Genomic DNA, 17,711 nt, shown 5'->3' on the forward strand with positions numbered 1-17,711 from the left:
CGCGCGGCCAGGCTGTCGTATCTGCCTGAACAACGTCGCAGCGAGCACAACGCTCGTTCGCGAAGCGCTTGAGTAAACACCGAATACGGTCTAGTGCAACCCAGCGTGGTGATCTCGTCGGAGAACGTGATAGCCGCACAGATATGGATCATCCGCCAATCGCAGCTGACATTACTCGATATACTAGGCCAACGGGTCCAACGCCAAGCTGGCTTGCCAGCGGAGATCTGTTCGCTGGACAGATATCGTAGCACCGTTACCGACGGTTACTCCTAAATGGTAAATGGCGGGAGATCGGGTTGATTGTCCAGCCCTGCTTATTTAGTGCCTGTGCTTTCACAACGAACTCTCATGCGAGCGTGTGGGACGTGTCTCCTTATAATTCCTTTCTTAATCCAACGTTTACAGCCGGGGAGGGGTCTACCTACAACCAGTTGATCGCAAACGGCGAGTTGCCTCTAGGGGTAGTTACTTTTGATGAGCAGGACTGTCACTTTAATAAATTAAGCTGTGGCAGCATTGGGCACAGCCACTGCTATACCGTGCACCGAGCACGGTCTACACATTGCCCACTTCCTGACCTGTGTGCATGGCCGATTCCTATCTATCGTCCTGACACACCTCACTGACCACACCGCACGCTACCACTCTAAGTAGCCTAGTGCCCCTAAAGACATCACTTTCGGAAACTTCAGCGACACAATACGGCTTTTGCATTGTCTTGGGTTCGCTGGAGGCTTTCTGTACACGGAGAGGATGTGGATGGATGGTATCACAGTGGGCGTACTCGCAGGAGTTGCGGGAGCGGCAATAAGGGCAAGAAGGATGGCGGGAGAAGTCGGGGCGGGATACGGTGGTAGCCAGAGGAGCGATTAGGCCGAGCGTGAATGTCAAGTGCAAGAATTGAAGCTTGTCAACGAGATTGTGCGAATAGTGAGCGCGTTTTTCGCCGCGGTGGAAGTCGATCGCTGACTGCAGTGATCGTGGAGTACATCAATATCCACCGCGAAGAATTTGGGTCGATCCGATCTGTCGTGTGCTGTCTGAACAGGCTGACGTGCAGTTCACTCCGTCTACCTACGACACCGTCAGGCGGCAGATTTTGTGCGGGCAACCGATTTTACCGACACGTATGACGGCAAAACCCTGTTTGATCTGCAGATGGGCTAACCTACTGATCTGACGGTGTGCACAGGCTTTGGTGTGCTGCTAAACACACAGGTCACAGTTGGGGTCCAGACAAGGCGGCACAGCTGATGTGCATCGCCGGTATTGACGACGTAGGGCACAGTAATTTAAGTGCAACACTCGCACGATTGAGCACGACAAGCCTTCGCCGCAGCAGCATCCCGACCTGCTCGATCATGGCTGGTCAACGCCGACCCACCCGGATGAGTGATGGGTAGCGGATTGCACGTATGTGTGGACGCTGCAAAGGGTTTACTATACCGCGTTTTGTGTGGACGTGTTCTCCCCCAGCATCCTGGGCCGGCCGGTGATGACCAGCAAGATCGCGGTGCTTGGTCACATCGGTGCTTGATCAGGCACTGCTCACCCGCTATTGCACATAGCTCCGTGTCCCTATAACGGGTTTGATTCACCACGTAGACACAAGGGGAAAGCGGGAAGTCGGTATACGTCGATCAGCGTTCACCGAGGCGCTGCACGAGGCCGGTATCGTCGGGTCCATCAGCAGTGACCGCGACTTTTTGTGCATCGGTTGTGGGGTTCGGGCTGTAGGACGGTACAAATCTGAGTTAATCGACTAGCGTCCAACCTTCACCGGTCGCGTCGAACTAGAACGGGACACCGCCTCCTGAGTGCACTGGCACAACACGATCAGACTCCACCTCATCAATCCCAATACCGACCACCAGTCGCATACGAACAGCGCTACCATCAGACAGTCACCCCGACCGAAATGACATGAACCGATAATCTCCGACAACACCAGAACAGTTCATTCGCCGCATAACACCAACGACTTATTCCGAAGTTACTGCTGGCTGTCCACACAAAAATTGAGTAAAATTCGGTTTTTACATTGCGCGGAGTCGAGCTATTCTGGCTACATCGCGCATCTGATCACTGAAGCGGGCGGTGCTGCGGAAAACGATCGGCGTTGAAAGACATGCCAGATCACACCTAGGGTAGCCAGAATTTCTGGCTACTCCAGAAACGTATTAATTCTGCTTCTACATCGTTCAGAAGGCTTTTTGAGCAGTAACTTTGGTCTAACCCGGCACGTCAAACTCGAGGAAACCATGGCGAATGACAGGCGCATTCGTTGACCGGCTCTGGTGCTACCGGTGCAGTCAATGCAAGGCGAGGAGGGGGCTTCCTCGGCCCCGGTGGTGTAGTCCGGTGACTGCACCGACGGTTTCGTGGATGTCAAAGCCGGACAAGGGCCACCGCCAAGCTTCCCAGGCGATATGGCGCGCTGATGGATTGCCTGCGCGATTCCTTGCGTTGCCCGGGACGGACACGCCAGCTTCGCGGATAGAGATACCCTTTTCCAACGGCACCGTGGTCAATGCCGACCCGGCCGAGTTCACAAGCTGCGTGACGGCCCTAAGGGGTCGATATGATGTGTGTTTGGTAACCAGCGTTCCGTAGGGTACTGCTTGCGGAGGAACGCTAACCCGACATTGACGCGCTTGGCCTGGATGCAGTGGTGGATGAGATCACGGTCAAGCCTCCCGACGCATAGGGCGACCGCGTGGTGGAATTCATCGTCTGGATGATAGCACCCGGGACCCTGATGGAATTCCTGTTCTGCGTTTAGTGGTTACGAGCACATTACGCAAACCGGCGGCTGAATACCCTGATGGGAAATGGGATTCGTGGTGTCGATGACCGAACATCCTTATCAATTACGTTGACGAATTGGGTTGCCAGGCCGACTGAGCGGATTGCGATTTGTACATCGGTGCCGAGGTTGTGGTTGATGCCGTCGTCCCGGTGTCGTGGTGCGTGATGACGATGCTTGCGTAACCCGAGTTGCTTGGGGATCCCTTTGTGCTGAAGTCTATTGCTCGAGTCGGGTGCAAGCAGTTCGGTACGCTGGACCGATTCGTTTATATGGGAAGCTATGTTGAGGTGGTCATCCCCAGCGTGCTGCGCAGTGGTGACTCAGTTCGCATCGCACGTCTCAAGCCAAGCTAGAGTGTGCTCGCAACGACGATCGAGAGGATGGCTGCCACGCTTTTCGTAGTAGGTAGGCTGGCTCGGTCAGGTCACGTTGCAGCAGAATCTTATCGAGCTATCTGTCATTTTGAAGCCCAAGGCCTTTAGCGCTAATCGGGCTTTGCTCCAGTTCGATTAGGCGTTTCTGGAGTTGTCTTGATTTGGGGGTGTGGTGGGTGGATGAAGACCGTGACCGGCGTGCCGGTCTGGCGTATGGCCTTGAGCCGTGGTTCGTTGACTGGCTGTTACATCTTTGTCGGGCATCCATCACCTCGCCGACCACAGCGTCACTACAAGCAGCTTTTCGTAACTACAACACTGTTCTCGAAAAATTCAGCTGCACAAAACGACTCGATTTTTAACACCACCTACTTAACCCAGCATGTTAAATGTGACTCACAACACTCTGGCTTCGTCGGAAGTAGCTAAGCTAGTTTAGGATGTGCTAAGATCGTAGCATATCACTAACACTACCAAGACATGGGTGGTGTCCAACTCCGGCTTCTAGGTGAATCGTGTACTCCTTGGCCTCAATCTCCTCCGTGTTTCAGCGAGACAATCGGCAACGACAATCCTTGGAATACCCACTTCTTCGCGATCCGCGACTTGCGCCCGGTTACGGGTGCCCTTGCGGTTACGGGTGCCCTTGAACGACTGCTCTTCTTCGTATAGATCATCCAGACAGACGATGGTGTCAACTTTTCAATCGGTTTTCCATTGCCGTATCTTGGACCAAGCGAGTTTACGACCGTTATTCCTTAACGATTACTGGGTCACCAATGTTAACTGTGTTGTAGTACCATTCTGCGTCGGCGGGGCTTAGGCTGATGCAGCCGTGGCTGGTGTTATCAAACCCCATTGACTGCACCGCCCAAGGAGCCGAATGGATGTAGAGGCCACGGCTGCTGATACGGACGGCGTAATCCACTGAGAGCCGATAACCCTCGGGATCGTCGACAGGTATGCCGACACTACTCGAATCCATAATCACTGACCGGTCCTTAGCCATGACGGTGTATTTACCCGTAGGCGTGGGGAATTCTGTCTTACCCATCGAGGCCGGCATCACCCCTTCTTCTCCCCAGTGGGGCCGATGATGGGGCGTAGGCAGTGGAGGGGGTGTCTCCGCCTCGACTCCGTCGATCGTCACCGTGAACGTGTGATTCGAGATTTCGGCAATACCGAGGATGGCAGGACCTGTTTTGAAGTTGGTGGACAGGCCGCCTACCGCAAGTGCGATCGTGCTGTGCGCTGGCCAGTAGCGGTCGGGAACCCACTGCACGACGTTGCTGTCGAGCCAGTCGAACTTGCCATTCATCGTTGGCGCCGAGCGCACTTCAAGGGAACGCTCGGTCGCCTTCTGGTTAGTGATGGGTGCGTTGAATGTTACTACCACGGGGTGCGCTACGCCCACCATCGCCCCCCGCGTAGGTAGAATCGACGTGATAGCGAAGCCATGCGATTGATTCACCGCCGCTAGGCTTACCCCCACCGGTCCGGTGACCACCGTGGCCGCGGTCCCGATCATCGCAAGAATACCTCGAATTGCTGCCCACATAGTTCCCATCACCTTTGAGATGACCAAAATGTTGTTGATATTGGCGATGGTAGGGGCCCATGACGATTGAGCAGGTACGTACGCGCTAGATGGCTTGGTCAAGTCTCGGTCAAGTTTTAGTTGCGAGTTCAGCATTTGGGAGAGACGCTTGTATTTTACTGCCGTGATTCGGCATCTAGCTGTGTTGTATCGGCATGATTACCGAAAAGTTGATACGTGTCCGGCGGTTGTGCGCAGACACCGGGCTCCAGGTATTGGTGGCGCACGGTCTCGGTCGTATGTTCTATGTCACATGAATACATCGATGCTGGTTAACCACAGCTGTCGCAGTATGTGATGTGCTCAACCGGTCCATGACTTGGGCTAATTGTCACTGATCTAGGCTGACGGCGAGCGGTGTATCAGTCGATTGAAGACAACAAAGGAGAGACCAGTGACGGTCCGCGTAGGCATTAACGGCTTCGGCCGCATCGGACGCAACTTCTACCGGGCGTTATTGGCCCAACAGAAGCAAGGTATCGCCGACGTGCAGGTAGTCGCCATCAACGACATCACCGACAACAGTACGCTGGCTTATCTGCTCAAATTCGACTCCATCTTGGGCCGGCTGCCGCACGACGTCAGCCTCGAGGGAGATGACACGATCGTGGTTGGCCCCGAGAAAATTAAGGCGCTTGCGGTTCGAGAAGGTCCGGCGGCATTGCCGTGGCATGACCTCGACATCGACGTTGTCGTCGAATCGACCGGCTTGTTCACCAACGCGGCCAAGGCCAAAGGGCACTTGGAAGCTGGCGCCAAGAAAGTGATTGTTTCGGCACCTGCCACCGATCCCGATATCACCATCGTGTTCGGGGTCAACGACGACAAGTACGACGGCAGCCAGAACATCATCTCCAATGCGTCGTGTACGACGAATTGCCTTGCACCACTGGCGAAAGTGCTGAACGACGAATTCGGCATCATCAAGGGTTTGATGACCACTGTCCACGCGTACACTCAAGACCAGAACCTGCAGGATGGACCGCACTCGGACCTACGTCGCGCCCGCTCTGCCGCGCTGAACGTTGTGCCGACCTCTACTGGTGCGGCCAAGGCGATCGGCCTGGTGATGCCCGAGCTCAAAGGTAAGCTTGACGGTTACGCACTACGGGTGCCGATCCCTACCGGCTCGGTTACCGACCTGACCGCCGACTTGTCCAAGTGCGTCAGTGTCGATGAACTCAACGCGGTGTTTAAGGCCGCCGCTGAGGGTCGGCTTAAAGGTATTCTGAAGTACGTCGATGCCCCGATCGTCTCCAGCGACATCGTCACCGACCCGCACAGTTCGATCTTCGACTCCGGTCTTACCAAAGTTATCGACAGCCAAGCCAAGGTGGTGTCCTGGTACGACAACGAGTGGGGCTACTCCAACCGTCTGGTTGATCTGGTCGCACTGGTTGGCAAGTCACTTTAGCCGTGCGCATTCCTACTCTTAAAGATCTTCTTGTGGAAGGTGTTTCTGGTCGCTGCGTGCTGGTGCGCTGTGATCTGAACGTTCCGCTGAGGGATGATGGCGCCATCACCGACCTCGGTCGGGTCACCGCGTCGGTGCCTACGTTGAAAGCGCTACTTGAGGCCGGCGCCAAGATTGTGGTTGCTGCCCATATGGGTCGCCCCGAGAATGGGCCAGACCCAAAGCTGTCACTGGCACCGGTCGCCGCGGCGCTCGGTGAGCAGCTGGGCCACCACGTCCAGTTGGTCTGCGGCACTGATTGTTTCCCTGTCGGTGGTGAAGCGCTCGCCTGTGTTGAGAGGCTGACCAGTGGCGATCTCCTGCTGCTGCAGAACATCCGCTTTGATCCGCGCGAGACCAGTAAGGTCGACGACGAGCGACTCGCTCTGGCCAGGCAATTGGTTGAATTGGTCGGGAGAGCAGGAGCTTTCGTTTCGGACGGATTTGGTGTGCTGCATCGCAGACAGGCTTCGGTGTATGACGTCGCCACGCTGTTGCCGCACTACGCCGGTATACTGGTTGCTGACGAGATAAAAATGCTCGAGCAATTGACCAGTTCGATCAAACGCCCCTACGTAGTGGTGCTCGGTGGGTCGAAGGTATCCGACAAGCTCGGCGTCATTGAGTCGCTGGCGACAAAAGCCGATAGTATCGTAATCGGAGGCGCTATGTTCTTCACTTTTCTTGCTGCACAAGGATTTTCAGTAGGTAAATCGTTATTGGAAACTGAGATGATCGAGACCTGTCGTAGTCTGCTGAACACCTACGCTGATGTGATTCGGCTTCCCATGGACATTGTAGTGACAGAGAAGTTCGTTGCTGATTCTCCACCGCAGACCGTCGCCGCTGACGCTATCCCAAATGGATTGATGGGCCTGGATATCGGGCCGAAATCGGTCAAGCGGTTCGCTACGTTGTTATCCAACGCCTCGACCATCTTCTGGAATGGACCGATGGGCGTGTTCGAATTTCCTGTGTACGCCGCGGGAACCAGAGGGGTTGCTGAAGCGATCGTGGCTGTTACCGGCAAGGGGGCGTTTAGTGTGGTCGGCGGCGGTGACTCTGCGGCTGCGATGCGGGCGCTCAGCTTACCCGAAGGCAGCGTCTCCCACCTCTCCACCGGCGGCGGCGCGTCGTTGGAATACCTTGAAGGTAAGACGTTACCGGGGATCGAGGTACTAGGTCGTGAGCAGCCAAGGGGAGGAGACTCGTGAGCCGTAAACCGCTCATCGCCGGCAACTGGAAGATGAACCTCAATCATTTCGAGGCGATCGCGTTGGTGCAAAAAATCGCTTTTTCATTGCCGAACAAGTACTATGACAAAGTAGACGTCACAGTTCTCCCGCCATTCACTGACTTACGCAGCGTGCAAACCTTGGTCGATGGCGACAAGCTGCGATTGACCTATGGTGCCCAGGATCTTTCGCAGCATGACCCGGGCGCTTACACTGGAGACATCAGCGGGCCCTTTTTGGCCAAGTTGGGCTGCAGCTTCGTGATTGTGGGGCACTCTGAGCGGCGCGCTTACCACGACGAGGATGACGCGCTGGTGGCCGCGAAGGCTGCCGCGGCGCTCAAAAACAGCCTGACCCCGATCGTGTGCATAGGCGAGTACCTCGAGATCCGAGAGGTGAGCGAACACGTCACCTACTGCCAGAACCAGTTACGCGGCTCGCTGGCCGGGCTGTCACCTGAACAGATCGGCAATGTCGTCATCGTTTATGAGCCGGTATGGGCGATTGGCACTGGACGGGTAGCCAGTGCGGCCGACGCCCAGGAGGTGTGTGAGGCGATCCGAAAAGAGTTGGGCATGCTGGCGTCACCGCAGATAGCTGAAAACGTTCGGGTGCTCTACGGTGGTTCGTTGAACGCTAAAAACATTGGTGATATCGTCGCCCAGCAAGACGTCGATGGCGGTCTGGTCGGGGGAGCGTCGCTGGACGGGAAGCAATTCGCTACGCTCGCGGCCATCGCCGCCGGTGGGCCTCTTCCCTAGGGAAGCCCTAGAGGTTCCTCGGACTGACCACTGGCCTGGTCTGATAAGTTATCTTGCGGAGCTTGGCCGTAGCGTTAGCTCGGCGCTGCGGGTGGCTAGTGCTGCGCTATGGTTCAGTGTGCCTGTCGGGTGGGTGTGGCGTTGATAGCGGGCATCGGTGTGCTGGTTAGCGATCTTTCAAGTTGTCGGGCTGGTGTTCCTAGGCGCGTTCCGCGGCGTTAGCGTTAGGCTGGTTGCTACCGGGTTATACCGCGACCGGTGGCGATCCTCTTATGTACAGGGTCGCACGGTATTCGACAATGCGATCGCTGCGATCCGCTAGTACAACAACCAGATTCAAGCGTGCATGTCGGGTATTGGTCGAGTTGTCGGCGGCAGATGCCGGTCGGGAGCTTGGGTTGGTGGATGCGTTCAGCCCAGAAGCCGGCACGCCGGGGGCGCATGCTAGTGACTCGCCGACTGTCGGCGCTGATTTGTGCTGCTAGCTCCCATACCGCCCTGTTCAACAGGGTACGGATCAGACTTTCTTGGCCGTGGCCACCGGCATGACTTTTGCGCGATGCATGAAAGCTCCCACTTGTTTTGGCTGCTGTTGACCACCGTCGTCATGGTGAGGCCAGGATATGTTTCGGTGTTCGTCCCGTACGGTTAATCGATCTTCAGCACGGTGATCGGTGCGTTGCTTGTGACGGTTTCCTGGCGGTCTGCTCTGCTGGCCTGCCATTGGTGGTCGCAACCGTGCTGGCGCTGGGTTGTGTCGTGCTATCGGCGCCGAAAACTTTACGGTCTCGGTGTTATTGGAATCACTTCCGCCTGCCGCGCGTGTCCGGTATCGCCCGCGGTGCGCCTAGTCGACATGCTCATCAGTACCGCGGTGGTGGTTGCCCGAATCCGCCCGGTTATCATTGGCGCTTGGGGCAGCCCGGAGCTATTTCGTCGAAGCGGGTCAAATCGGCTGGTCGACGCCTACGGCTGGCAATTGTCTCGCGACGTCTACTGGCCTTGCGCATCAGGTTAGTGTTATTCATCCAGGCTGTGGTGTTGGAGCCGCTGGCAAGTGATTCCACGTGCTGAGCAGATTATTCCGGCTACCATTATGCTGGAGGATGCTGTGGACGCGATCAGCTCGGGAGCGTATGCCGATGTGGGGATCCGATTACGCTGATTAACAAGGTACAGCGTCGGCTGGACTACCTCGATCAGACTGCCGTCACGCTTAAGTATTAAGTGGCCGCCGGGACGTATGCTCCCACCGTCAGGTTCCCACACCATGCGAGCCGTCAAGATCCGGGTTAGGCGCGCCGGATAGAGGGCGGTATCATCAAACATAGGGAACGTGACGTCTCGTGCAGTGCCTCCGAGTCTAGCCGCCGTTCCAACACTATATTCAGCGTCAGTCCGCCGGACACATAATATTTTTTGTATCATGGCCCGATAGAGAGGGTGAGGTAGGATAATTTCTCCGAAGCTCACTTCGGAAATTCAACTAATAATTGAGTAATTGAGTGGGTGGCTGCGCTGCGTGTACACGTGGAGATCACGTGGTTGTCTCTGCTTGAGGCGAATCGGTCAGTATCGTTAGTCACCGGGACCAGTACCGCGAAAACCGGCATCGCCACCACCTCGGCAACGGCACGCGGTGGCCTTTTGTTCGAGCTCGGCCCGCTCGTCGGTGGAGTAATCCTTTAGGCCTGCGGGCACGGGGGCGGGATGGCGTCGGGGGGTCAACATCCTGCAGGGCGTGTTCGCGGTCATCGCCCCTGTTCTGTTGCTTTCGGTCGGCACCGAAAACGCGGAAACCGAGGCGGACTGGCCTGGTCTTGCTGTATTGTCGGCCGGACTCGTCGCTGTGCTGACACTGCTGATCCACGATCAGCAAGAAGACTGGGCGTGCGTGCCCACTTGCGGCCCGCCTATGCTAGGTCCGGTCGACTGTAGACGGTAGTCTGTCGACCATGGAGTTGGTCCTGCAGATCATCCTGGTGGTCACCAGCATCCTCGTAGTGCTGTTAGTGCTTTTACACCGCGCGAAGGGTGGTGGCCTGTCGACGCTGTTTGGTGGTGGCGTGCAATCTAGTCTGTCCGGGTCGACGGTGGTGGAGAAGAATCTGGATCGTCTGACTCTGTTCGTCACCGGAATCTGGCTGGTATCCATAATCGGTGTAGCCCTGTTAACCAAATACCGTTAGCACTGCTACTCAAGTTGATCCTCGCACACATGGTTGAGGTTTCTGATGCTGTGCTGGAACCGATCGGTGCGGTCCAGCGGACTCGAATCGGTCGCGAGGCGACTGAGCCGATGCGTGCCGACATCAGGCTATTGGGTACCATCCTTGGTGATATTGTGCGTGAGCAGAACGGTGATGAGGTTTTCGATCTCGTCGAACGAGCCCGGGTGGAGTCGTTCCGGGTGCGGCGTTCTGAGATTGATCGGGCCGAGATGGCGCGCATGTTCTCTGGTCTCGACATTCACCTGGCCATCCCGATCATCCGGGCGTTCAGCCATTTCGCACTGTTGGCCAACGTTGCCGAGGACATCCACCGGGAGCGTCGGCGCCAAATTCACCTCGACGCCGGCGAGCCGCCGCAGGATAGCAGTTTAGCGGCCACATACGCGAAACTGGTTCTGGTAGAAATTGATTCGGCCACTGTGGCAGATGCCCTTACGGGTGCACTGGTCTCGCCGGTGATCACTGCTCATCCCACCGAGACCCGTCGGCGTACCGTATTCGTCACCCAACGCCGGATTACCGAGTTGATGCTGCTGCATGCAGAAGGGCACACCGAAACCAACGATGGCCGCAGCATTGAGCGTGAGTTGCGCCGTCAAGTTCTCACGCTGTGGCAGACGGCATTGATCCGGTTGTCGCGGTTGCAGATCTCCGACGAGATCGACGTCGGGCTGGGATACTACCCCGCCGCGCTTTTCCATGTGATCCCGCAGGTGAATTCCGAGGTGCGCAACGCGTTGCGTGCCCGGTGGCCCGATGCCGAACTGCTGTCCGGCCCTATACTGCAACCCGGATCTTGGATCGGTGGTGACCGGGACGGAAACCCGAACGTGACTGCCGACGTGGTGCGGCGAGCGACCGGTAGCGCCGCCTACACCGCGGTGGCGCACTATTTGGCCGAACTCATCCACCTCGAGCAGGAGCTGTCGATGTCGGCGCGACTGATAACCGTCACCCCTGAGCTGGCCGAGCTGGCTGCTAGCTGTGAGGATGCGGTTTGTGCTGACGAGCCGTACCGGCGGGCATTGCGGGTGATCCGGGGTCGATTGTCAGCGACTGCCTCCAACATCCTGGATCAGCAGCCACCCGACCAGCTTAGCCTGGGTTTGCCACCGTATTCGACGCCAGCCGAATTGTGTGCCGATCTGGACACCATCGAGGCCTCCCTATTCACGCACGGCGCCGCGGTGTTAGCCGACGATCGGCTGGCACTGTTGCGAGAAGGCGTTGAAGTCTTCGGTTTTCACTTGTGCGGTCTGGATATGCGACAAAACTCCGATGTGCACGAAGAGGTGGTCACTGAGCTGTTGGCGTGGGCCGGGGTGCACCCAGACTACAGTTCGTTGCCCGAAGATCAAAGAGTCGAGCTGCTGGCGGGCGAACTCGGCACCCGCCGCCCGTTGGTCGGGGATCGTGCGCAATTATCCGACTTGGTGCGCGGCGAATTGGCCGTTCTTGCGGCCGCTGCCCACGCCGTCGAGCTTTACGGGTCGGCTGCGGTGCCCAACTACATCATCTCGATGTGCCAGTCCGTGTCTGATGTCCTGGAGGTTGCTATCCTCCTGAAGGAGGTGGGTCTGTTAGACGCCTCTGGACCGCAGCCGTACTGCCCGGTGGGCATCTCGCCGCTATTTGAGACGATCGACGATCTGTACAACGGGGCGGCCATTCTGCACGCGATGCTGGAACTTCCGCTATATCGAGCGTTGGTAGCTGCTCGCGGTGACTGGCAAGAAGTAATGCTCGGCTACTCTGATTCCAACAAAGACGGCGGCTATCTGACCGCCAACTGGGCGGTTTACCGCTCCGAACTCGCTCTGGTAGACGTGGCCCGCAAAACCGGAGTCCGATTGCGCCTCTTCCATGGTCGCGGCGGTACTGTCGCACGTGGCGGTGGCCCTAGCTATCAAGCTATTCTGGCGCAACCCCCAGGGGCGGTAAATGGCTCGTTGCGTCTCACCGAGCAGGGCGAGGTAATTGCCGCCAAATACGCCGAACCGCAGATAGCGCGACGCAACCTGGAGAGTTTGGTGGCCGCAACCCTGGAATCAACGCTCTTGAATGTTGAAGTCTTAGGCGATGAGGCTGAACTTGCTTACACCGTACTCGACGAAGTAGCCACCCTTGCACGGCGTTCCTACACCGAATTAGTCAACACACCAGGTTTCGTTGACTACTTCCAGGCTTCCACACCAATCAGCGAGATCGGAGCGTTGAACATTGGCAACCGACCGACATCACGTAAGCCTACCACGTCAATCGCGGATCTGCGTGCCATCCCGTGGGTACTGGCATGGAGCCAATCACGGGTCATGCTCCCTGGTTGGTATGGCACCGGATCGGCGTTTCAGCAGTGGGTTGCGGTTGGACCCGAAAGTGAATCGCGACGGGTAGAAATACTGCACGACCTCTATCAGCGTTGGCCGTTCTTTCGCAGCGTGCTGTCGAACATGGCTCAGGTACTGGCCAAAAGTGATATGGACCTGGCAGCCCGCTATGCCGAGCTGGTGGTCGACGAAGCCTTGCGGCACAGAGTGTTTGATAAGATCGTCGACGAATATCAGCGCACTATCGCCATGCACAAACTCATTACGGGTCATGACGATCTGCTTGCTGACAACCCGGCGCTGGCGCGCTCGGTGTTCAACCGTTTCCCGTATCTGGAGCCGTTAAACCACCTTCAGGTGGAGCTATTGCGTCGCTACCGCTCGGGTTACGACGACGAACTGGTGCAACGTGGCATCCTTTTGACGATGAACGGATTGGCCAGCGCGCTACGTAACAGTGGCTAATCCGGGGCAAGGGTTGAGATCGGGGTGACATCATCTTGTTTTGATAACCGCCTTCGCTCCAGTTCGCTGCGCACGACTCTGTCGGCCATGAAGGTCATTATGACGCCACTAGCCAGGCAGCTTGGCTGCGGCTTCCTCGTCTAGCAGCCAGAGCGTGGTTTCAAGTCCGATAGCTCCGGCGGCCGGTATCGAGGTAGAGGGAGCGCCACCCATGGCGGCTGCCACTGCGTCGGCCTTCGCCGCACCGGATACCATCAGCCATACTTCACGGGAACGTTGAATAGCATTAAGTGTCAAGGTGATTCGTTCTAGCGGCGGTTTTGGAGAGTCCCTGACCCCGACCACCATACGACTGGTCTCGCGCACAGCTACGGTGTTTGGGAACAGCGAGTTGATGTGTCCTTCGGGTCCCATGCCCATCAGGTGCACATCAAAATTCGGAGTGGGATCACCGGGTGCGGCGTAGGTAGTCAGCAGCTGTTCGTAGGCTAGCGCCGCTGTTTCTAGATCGTTGCCGAATTCACCGTCGCCTGCGGGCATCGGGTGCACCTGGCTAGGCGGGATGTCGATGTGGTCGAGCAACGCTACACGTGCCTGCTTCTCGTTGCGCTCGTCGTCGTCTTCGGGAACGTAGCGCTCGTCACCCCAGAATAGATGCACCCTAGGCCAATCGATCTGCTGTCCACGTGTGGCTAAATCCCGCAGCAATCCAATGCCGCTGCTGCCACCGGTCAGCACAATCAACGCCCTTTCCCTGGCAGTCACGGCGGACTGGATGGTGCTGGCAAGTCGTTTGCCGGCGGCTCCGATCATGGTCTTGCTGTCTGGAAAGATCTCTACATTGACGCTCACAGGTACTGCACCTTCTCAATGCCTTCGAGGGCTTTGAAGTAGATCTCGTCGGGATCCAATCGTCGCAGGTCTTCGACTAGGAACTCGCCGGTTTCCCTGCGGGCCAAAGGAACTAGGGCATCTGGTTTCGCGGTTCGGACAAGGGTAGAGGTCGCCCAAGTCTGAGGTCGGCTTATGAAGATGGTTTCCCTATTGCGTATCAGTTCGACCTTCAGATTGGCGACCGCTCGGCGTACCGGTCCGTTGATCCAGCAGGCCAGCGCGTCGAGCGTGGGTTCGGTCTTCAAGCCGGAAATCAGTGCCGAATCGATCGGCTCGTGGGGTGACAGGTTGACCGCGGAGTTCAGCAGAGCGCGCCAATAGGTTATTAGGGCCCACGCCAGGTCGGTGTCGCTGGCGGTGTAACCGGGTAGTCGGCTCTTGATGACCAACAGCGGTTCGATACTGTTGGTAGTACACTGAATTGCCAACTTGTTCAGCGAGTCTTGACAGGACATCGTTGGGGCGATGTCCTGCCACCAGGCCAACATCGAGATGTCAGGGAGCAGGAACGGGATAACGACGCTGTGGGCGTGACTAGCAAGAGGTCCAGACACCACCACCCCGGCGCCTGTATCGGCACCCATCCGCAGTTGTGCATCCAGAAGTGCTTTATTGGCGTACGGATTGACTCTCATCGCGACGATGATTCGGTTGGGGATATTCGGGCTGGCTCTCCGTTGGCGGCCTTGATAGATTCTTCGAGCACGGCTTCGCTGTCCGGCGTGATGAACAGCGTAAACACTCGATTCATCGTGACGGCGCCGATCCTTTCGCGGAGCTCGTCGAGTTTCTTATTGACCGTCGTGGTGGTGTCGGGAAAATCAACGATCATTTGCGTCGCTCCTCACCATCGCTTCGTTCTGCATCGTCGCTGACGCGGATCATGGTGGCTGCCATTCCCGGCCAGTGCGCCATAGCATCTTGAAGGGTAATTCTGGACCCCAGGTTCCCGCCTCGTACGGATCGGGCTTGCTGTGTATCGACCAACCGGCGAGAGCTGGGTCGAGTTTTTCCCAAGCTAATTCGACCTCCGCATTGACCGGAAACAGATACGGTCGGCCGAGCAGCATATCAAGGATCAGTCGCTAGTTGGTCTCCGGTGAATCCTCGGCGAACGTCGAGCCGTAGGAGAAGTCCATGTTGACGTCGCGGACTTCCATCGCGCCTTCCGAGACTTTGGAGTTGAAATGCAAGTTGATCACTTCGTCAGGCTGTACGCGTATGACCAAAGTGTTGGTGCAGAGCTCGTCGGTATGGTGGCGTTCCAAGGGATGCTGCGGTGCGCGTTTGAAAACCAGAGCGATTTCGGTCACCCTACCTCTTAGTTGTTTCCCGGTTCGTAGGTAGAGTGGTACATCCGTTCAACGCCGGGTATTAACCCTGAGCGTGATAGCGGCGACGGTCTCGGGCGTTGGAGTCCGTGGCGAACCCGTCCTCGTCGAACAGCCTGGCCACTTTTCGCCGCCTTGCCAGCCGGCGGTGTATTGGCCGCAGTTGGTGGTCTCGTCGAACGGGTCGGCGAGGTACGTCGCCGACAGCACCTTGATCGTCTCAACTTGCCACGAAACCGGATTAAAGCTGGGCCGGCTTTTCCATCGCGGTCAACGTCAGCAGTTGCATCAGATGATTCTGGATAACATCACGGGTTTCACCGATGCCGTCGTAGGAACCGGCTCGGTAACCAAGTCTGATGTCTTTGGCCACGGTGATCTGCACATGTGCGTTCCAGATCGGATCCCACAGTTGATTGGCGAATCTAAGCGTCGAGATGTTCTGCACTGTCTCTTTGCCCAGGTAGTGGTCGATACGAAAATAGCTTCCTCCGGGAAGACTGCGTTGTCCGACTTGTTCAGGTCGCGGGAGCTGTCCAGGTTGTGGTCGAACGGTGTCTCGGTGACAACCCGGCTCCAGCTGTCGGTTTGTGGGCGAGCCAATTCGGACTTATGTAGCTGTTAGCAGACCACCGGGAAAGATTTGGGCGAGATCGCCAGGTAGAATTCCTGATCGCCGCTGGTGCTGGGGCTTGGCTTCCAGCTTGTCCAGGGCATCGGCGAACCGGCGAACGCATCCTCATTGTCATAAAGAGGCCGATATGAACCGGAATCCTTCCGCCAGCTGGCTCCAGTTCGCCTGCCGAAATGGCATCCGGCAGTGCTACTTAACGATGTTGTAGACGACGTCAACGAAATCCTGGGTGCTCTAATCTCGTCAGGCGAAGCTCACCATGGAAAACATGGGTGATAAAAGGCTCCGACTGGCCAGATCGTAAGTCGCTGACATCACTTTACTTGTGGGACAGGTCACCAGTGACCCCGAAAACCACCATCGTGCACGGCTGGCTATTCTGGATAGCTGCCTGCCTTGTCCCGTAGCGGGTTCCGCCACTGAGTTGCGGTGGAGATACGTGTGGCTACTGGGTTCATTTGGCGACGGAGTCCAGCTGTTCCTGAGTTTCCTTGAGTAGTTCTTGCCAGGATTCCACAAACCTCTGCACACCCTCATGCTCTAGTACCGCGAACACATCGGTCAGATCGACCCCGACCGCCACCAGTGAGTCGAGCACTTTTTGGGCGGACAAAGCAGTACCGCTGATCGTGTCACCACGGATCACACCGTGATCGGCTACGGCATCAATCGTCTTCTCCGGCATGGTGTTCACAGTGTTTGGAGCTACCAGCTCGGTGACGTACAGGGTGTCGGAGTAATTGGGGTTTTTGACACCGGTCGATGCCCACAGTGGGCGCTGTACCTGGGCTCCGCGAACCATGAGTGTTTGGTAGCGCTGGCCACTTTCGAAGGCCTTTTGGTAAGCCGCGTAGGCTAATCGGGCGTTGGCGACGCCGGCCTGGCCGCGTAGCGCGAGTGCTTGCTCGGAACCAAGTTTTTCCAGTCGTTTGTCGACTTCGGTGTCCACGCGTGAGACGAAAAACGATGCTACCGAGACTATCTTGGATAGGTCGTGTCCAGCTTCGGCGGCCTTTTCGATCCCGGCCAGGTAGGCGTCAATCACCTCGAGATGCCGCTGTACAGAGAAGATCAGCGTGACGTTGACCGAAATCCCTTCTGCTAAAACGGCGGTGATAGCCGGTAGGCCAGCTTTGGTCGCCGGGATCTTGATGAACAAGTTCGGGTGGTCGACTATTTTCCATAGTTCGACGGCTTGTGCGATGGTTTTGTCGGTGTCATGTGCTAAACGGGGATCGACTTCAATCGATACCCGGCCATCTTTTCCGTGGGAAGCTTCCCATTCACACGCCAACAAGTCGCATGCGTGGCGAACATCGTCGGTGGTGACGGCTCGGACGGTGGCATCTACATTGGTGCCGCGCTTGGCAAGCTCGGCAATTTGGGCATCGTAGGTGTGGCCGTTTGCGAGTGCTTTCTGAAAGATGGACGGGTTGGTGGTCACGCCAACGACGCTCTTGGTGTCAATCAGCTCCTGTAGGTTGCCTGACTGCAACCGGTCTCGCGACAAGTCGTCCAACCAGACGGACACCCCGGCAGCGCTCAATGCGGCGAGGTTGGGGTTCTGAATTTGTGAGGTCATCCAGATCGCCTCATT

The 17,711-nt window shown here is 57.1% G+C and carries 10 protein-coding genes and 2 pseudogenes; 7 read left to right on the forward strand and 5 right to left on the reverse strand.

All coding sequences use genetic code 11. The annotated features are described in order from the left end of the window. Window positions 1–3,018: 3,018 nt before the first annotated feature. Window positions 3,019–3,165, forward strand: coding sequence for a hypothetical protein (locus tag MLPF_RS03540; RefSeq protein WP_237817247.1), 147 nt, complete (start codon window positions 3,019–3,021; stop codon window positions 3,163–3,165). Between the two features lie 772 nt (window positions 3,166–3,937). On the opposite strand, the gene MLPF_RS03545 is transcribed toward MLPF_RS03540, so the two are convergent. Further along, complete coding sequence (locus tag MLPF_RS03545) at window positions 3,938–4,753, reverse strand: L,D-transpeptidase (RefSeq protein ID WP_045842604.1); 816 nt, start codon at window positions 4,751–4,753, stop codon at window positions 3,938–3,940. 424 nt (window positions 4,754–5,177) lie between these two features. Here MLPF_RS03545 and gap point away from each other — a divergent pair, with 424 nt between their 5' ends. The 6 genes from gap to ppc all read left to right on the forward strand — a co-directional run bounded on the left by gap (window position 5,178) and on the right by ppc (window position 13,255). Beyond that, window positions 5,178–6,197 (forward strand): type I glyceraldehyde-3-phosphate dehydrogenase, encoded by a 1,020-nt coding sequence (gene gap / locus MLPF_RS03550; protein WP_045842574.1) that lies wholly within the window; start codon window positions 5,178–5,180, stop codon window positions 6,195–6,197. 2 nt (window positions 6,198–6,199) lie between these two features. After that, window positions 6,200–7,450 (forward strand): phosphoglycerate kinase, encoded by a 1,251-nt coding sequence (locus tag MLPF_RS03555; protein ID WP_045842575.1) that lies wholly within the window; start codon window positions 6,200–6,202, stop codon window positions 7,448–7,450. Continuing rightward, complete coding sequence (gene tpiA, locus MLPF_RS03560) at window positions 7,447–8,232, forward strand: triose-phosphate isomerase (RefSeq protein ID WP_045842576.1); 786 nt, start codon at window positions 7,447–7,449, stop codon at window positions 8,230–8,232. The genes MLPF_RS03555 and tpiA overlap by 4 nt, the downstream gene beginning before the upstream one ends. Before the next feature lie 157 nt (window positions 8,233–8,389). Continuing rightward, window positions 8,390–8,554 (forward strand): hypothetical protein, encoded by a 165-nt coding sequence (locus MLPF_RS03565; RefSeq protein WP_237755943.1) that lies wholly within the window; start codon window positions 8,390–8,392, stop codon window positions 8,552–8,554. 1,633 nt (window positions 8,555–10,187) lie between these two features. Next, window positions 10,188–10,421 (forward strand): preprotein translocase subunit SecG, encoded by a 234-nt coding sequence (gene secG, locus MLPF_RS03570; RefSeq protein WP_045842579.1) that lies wholly within the window; start codon window positions 10,188–10,190, stop codon window positions 10,419–10,421. 29 nt (window positions 10,422–10,450) lie between these two features. Next, window positions 10,451–13,255 carry a phosphoenolpyruvate carboxylase gene (gene ppc / locus MLPF_RS03575; protein ID WP_045842580.1) on the forward strand — a complete coding sequence of 935 codons (2,805 nt, stop codon included), beginning with the start codon at window positions 10,451–10,453 and terminating at the stop codon, window positions 13,253–13,255. A gap of 108 nt (window positions 13,256–13,363) precedes the next feature. Here the strand turns inward: ppc and pgl are convergent, their stop codons facing one another. The 4 genes and pseudogenes from pgl to tal form a co-directional block, all read right to left on the reverse strand. Then, the gene (gene pgl / locus MLPF_RS03580) at window positions 13,364–14,107 is read right to left on the reverse strand and encodes a 6-phosphogluconolactonase (RefSeq protein WP_045842581.1); all 744 of its coding nucleotides are present in this window, start codon (window positions 14,105–14,107) and stop codon (window positions 13,364–13,366) included. After that, window positions 14,104–14,981, reverse strand: a pseudogene (gene opcA / locus MLPF_RS03585) (glucose-6-phosphate dehydrogenase assembly protein OpcA). Before opcA ends, pgl begins: the two are co-directional and overlap by 4 nt. A 49-nt stretch (window positions 14,982–15,030) precedes the next feature. Continuing rightward, window positions 15,031–16,572: pseudogene (gene zwf, locus MLPF_RS03590) on the reverse strand (glucose-6-phosphate dehydrogenase). Further along, window positions 16,569–17,696: a transaldolase gene (gene tal, locus MLPF_RS03595; protein WP_045842582.1), complete on the reverse strand. Its 1,128-nt coding sequence runs from the start codon at window positions 17,694–17,696 to the stop codon at window positions 16,569–16,571. Before tal ends, zwf begins: the two are co-directional and overlap by 4 nt. Window positions 17,697–17,711 lie beyond the last annotated feature (15 nt).

The organism is Mycobacterium lepromatosis (genome assembly GCF_000975265.2).
GTDB classification, from domain to species: Bacteria; Actinomycetota; Actinomycetes; order Mycobacteriales; family Mycobacteriaceae; genus Mycobacterium; species Mycobacterium lepromatosis.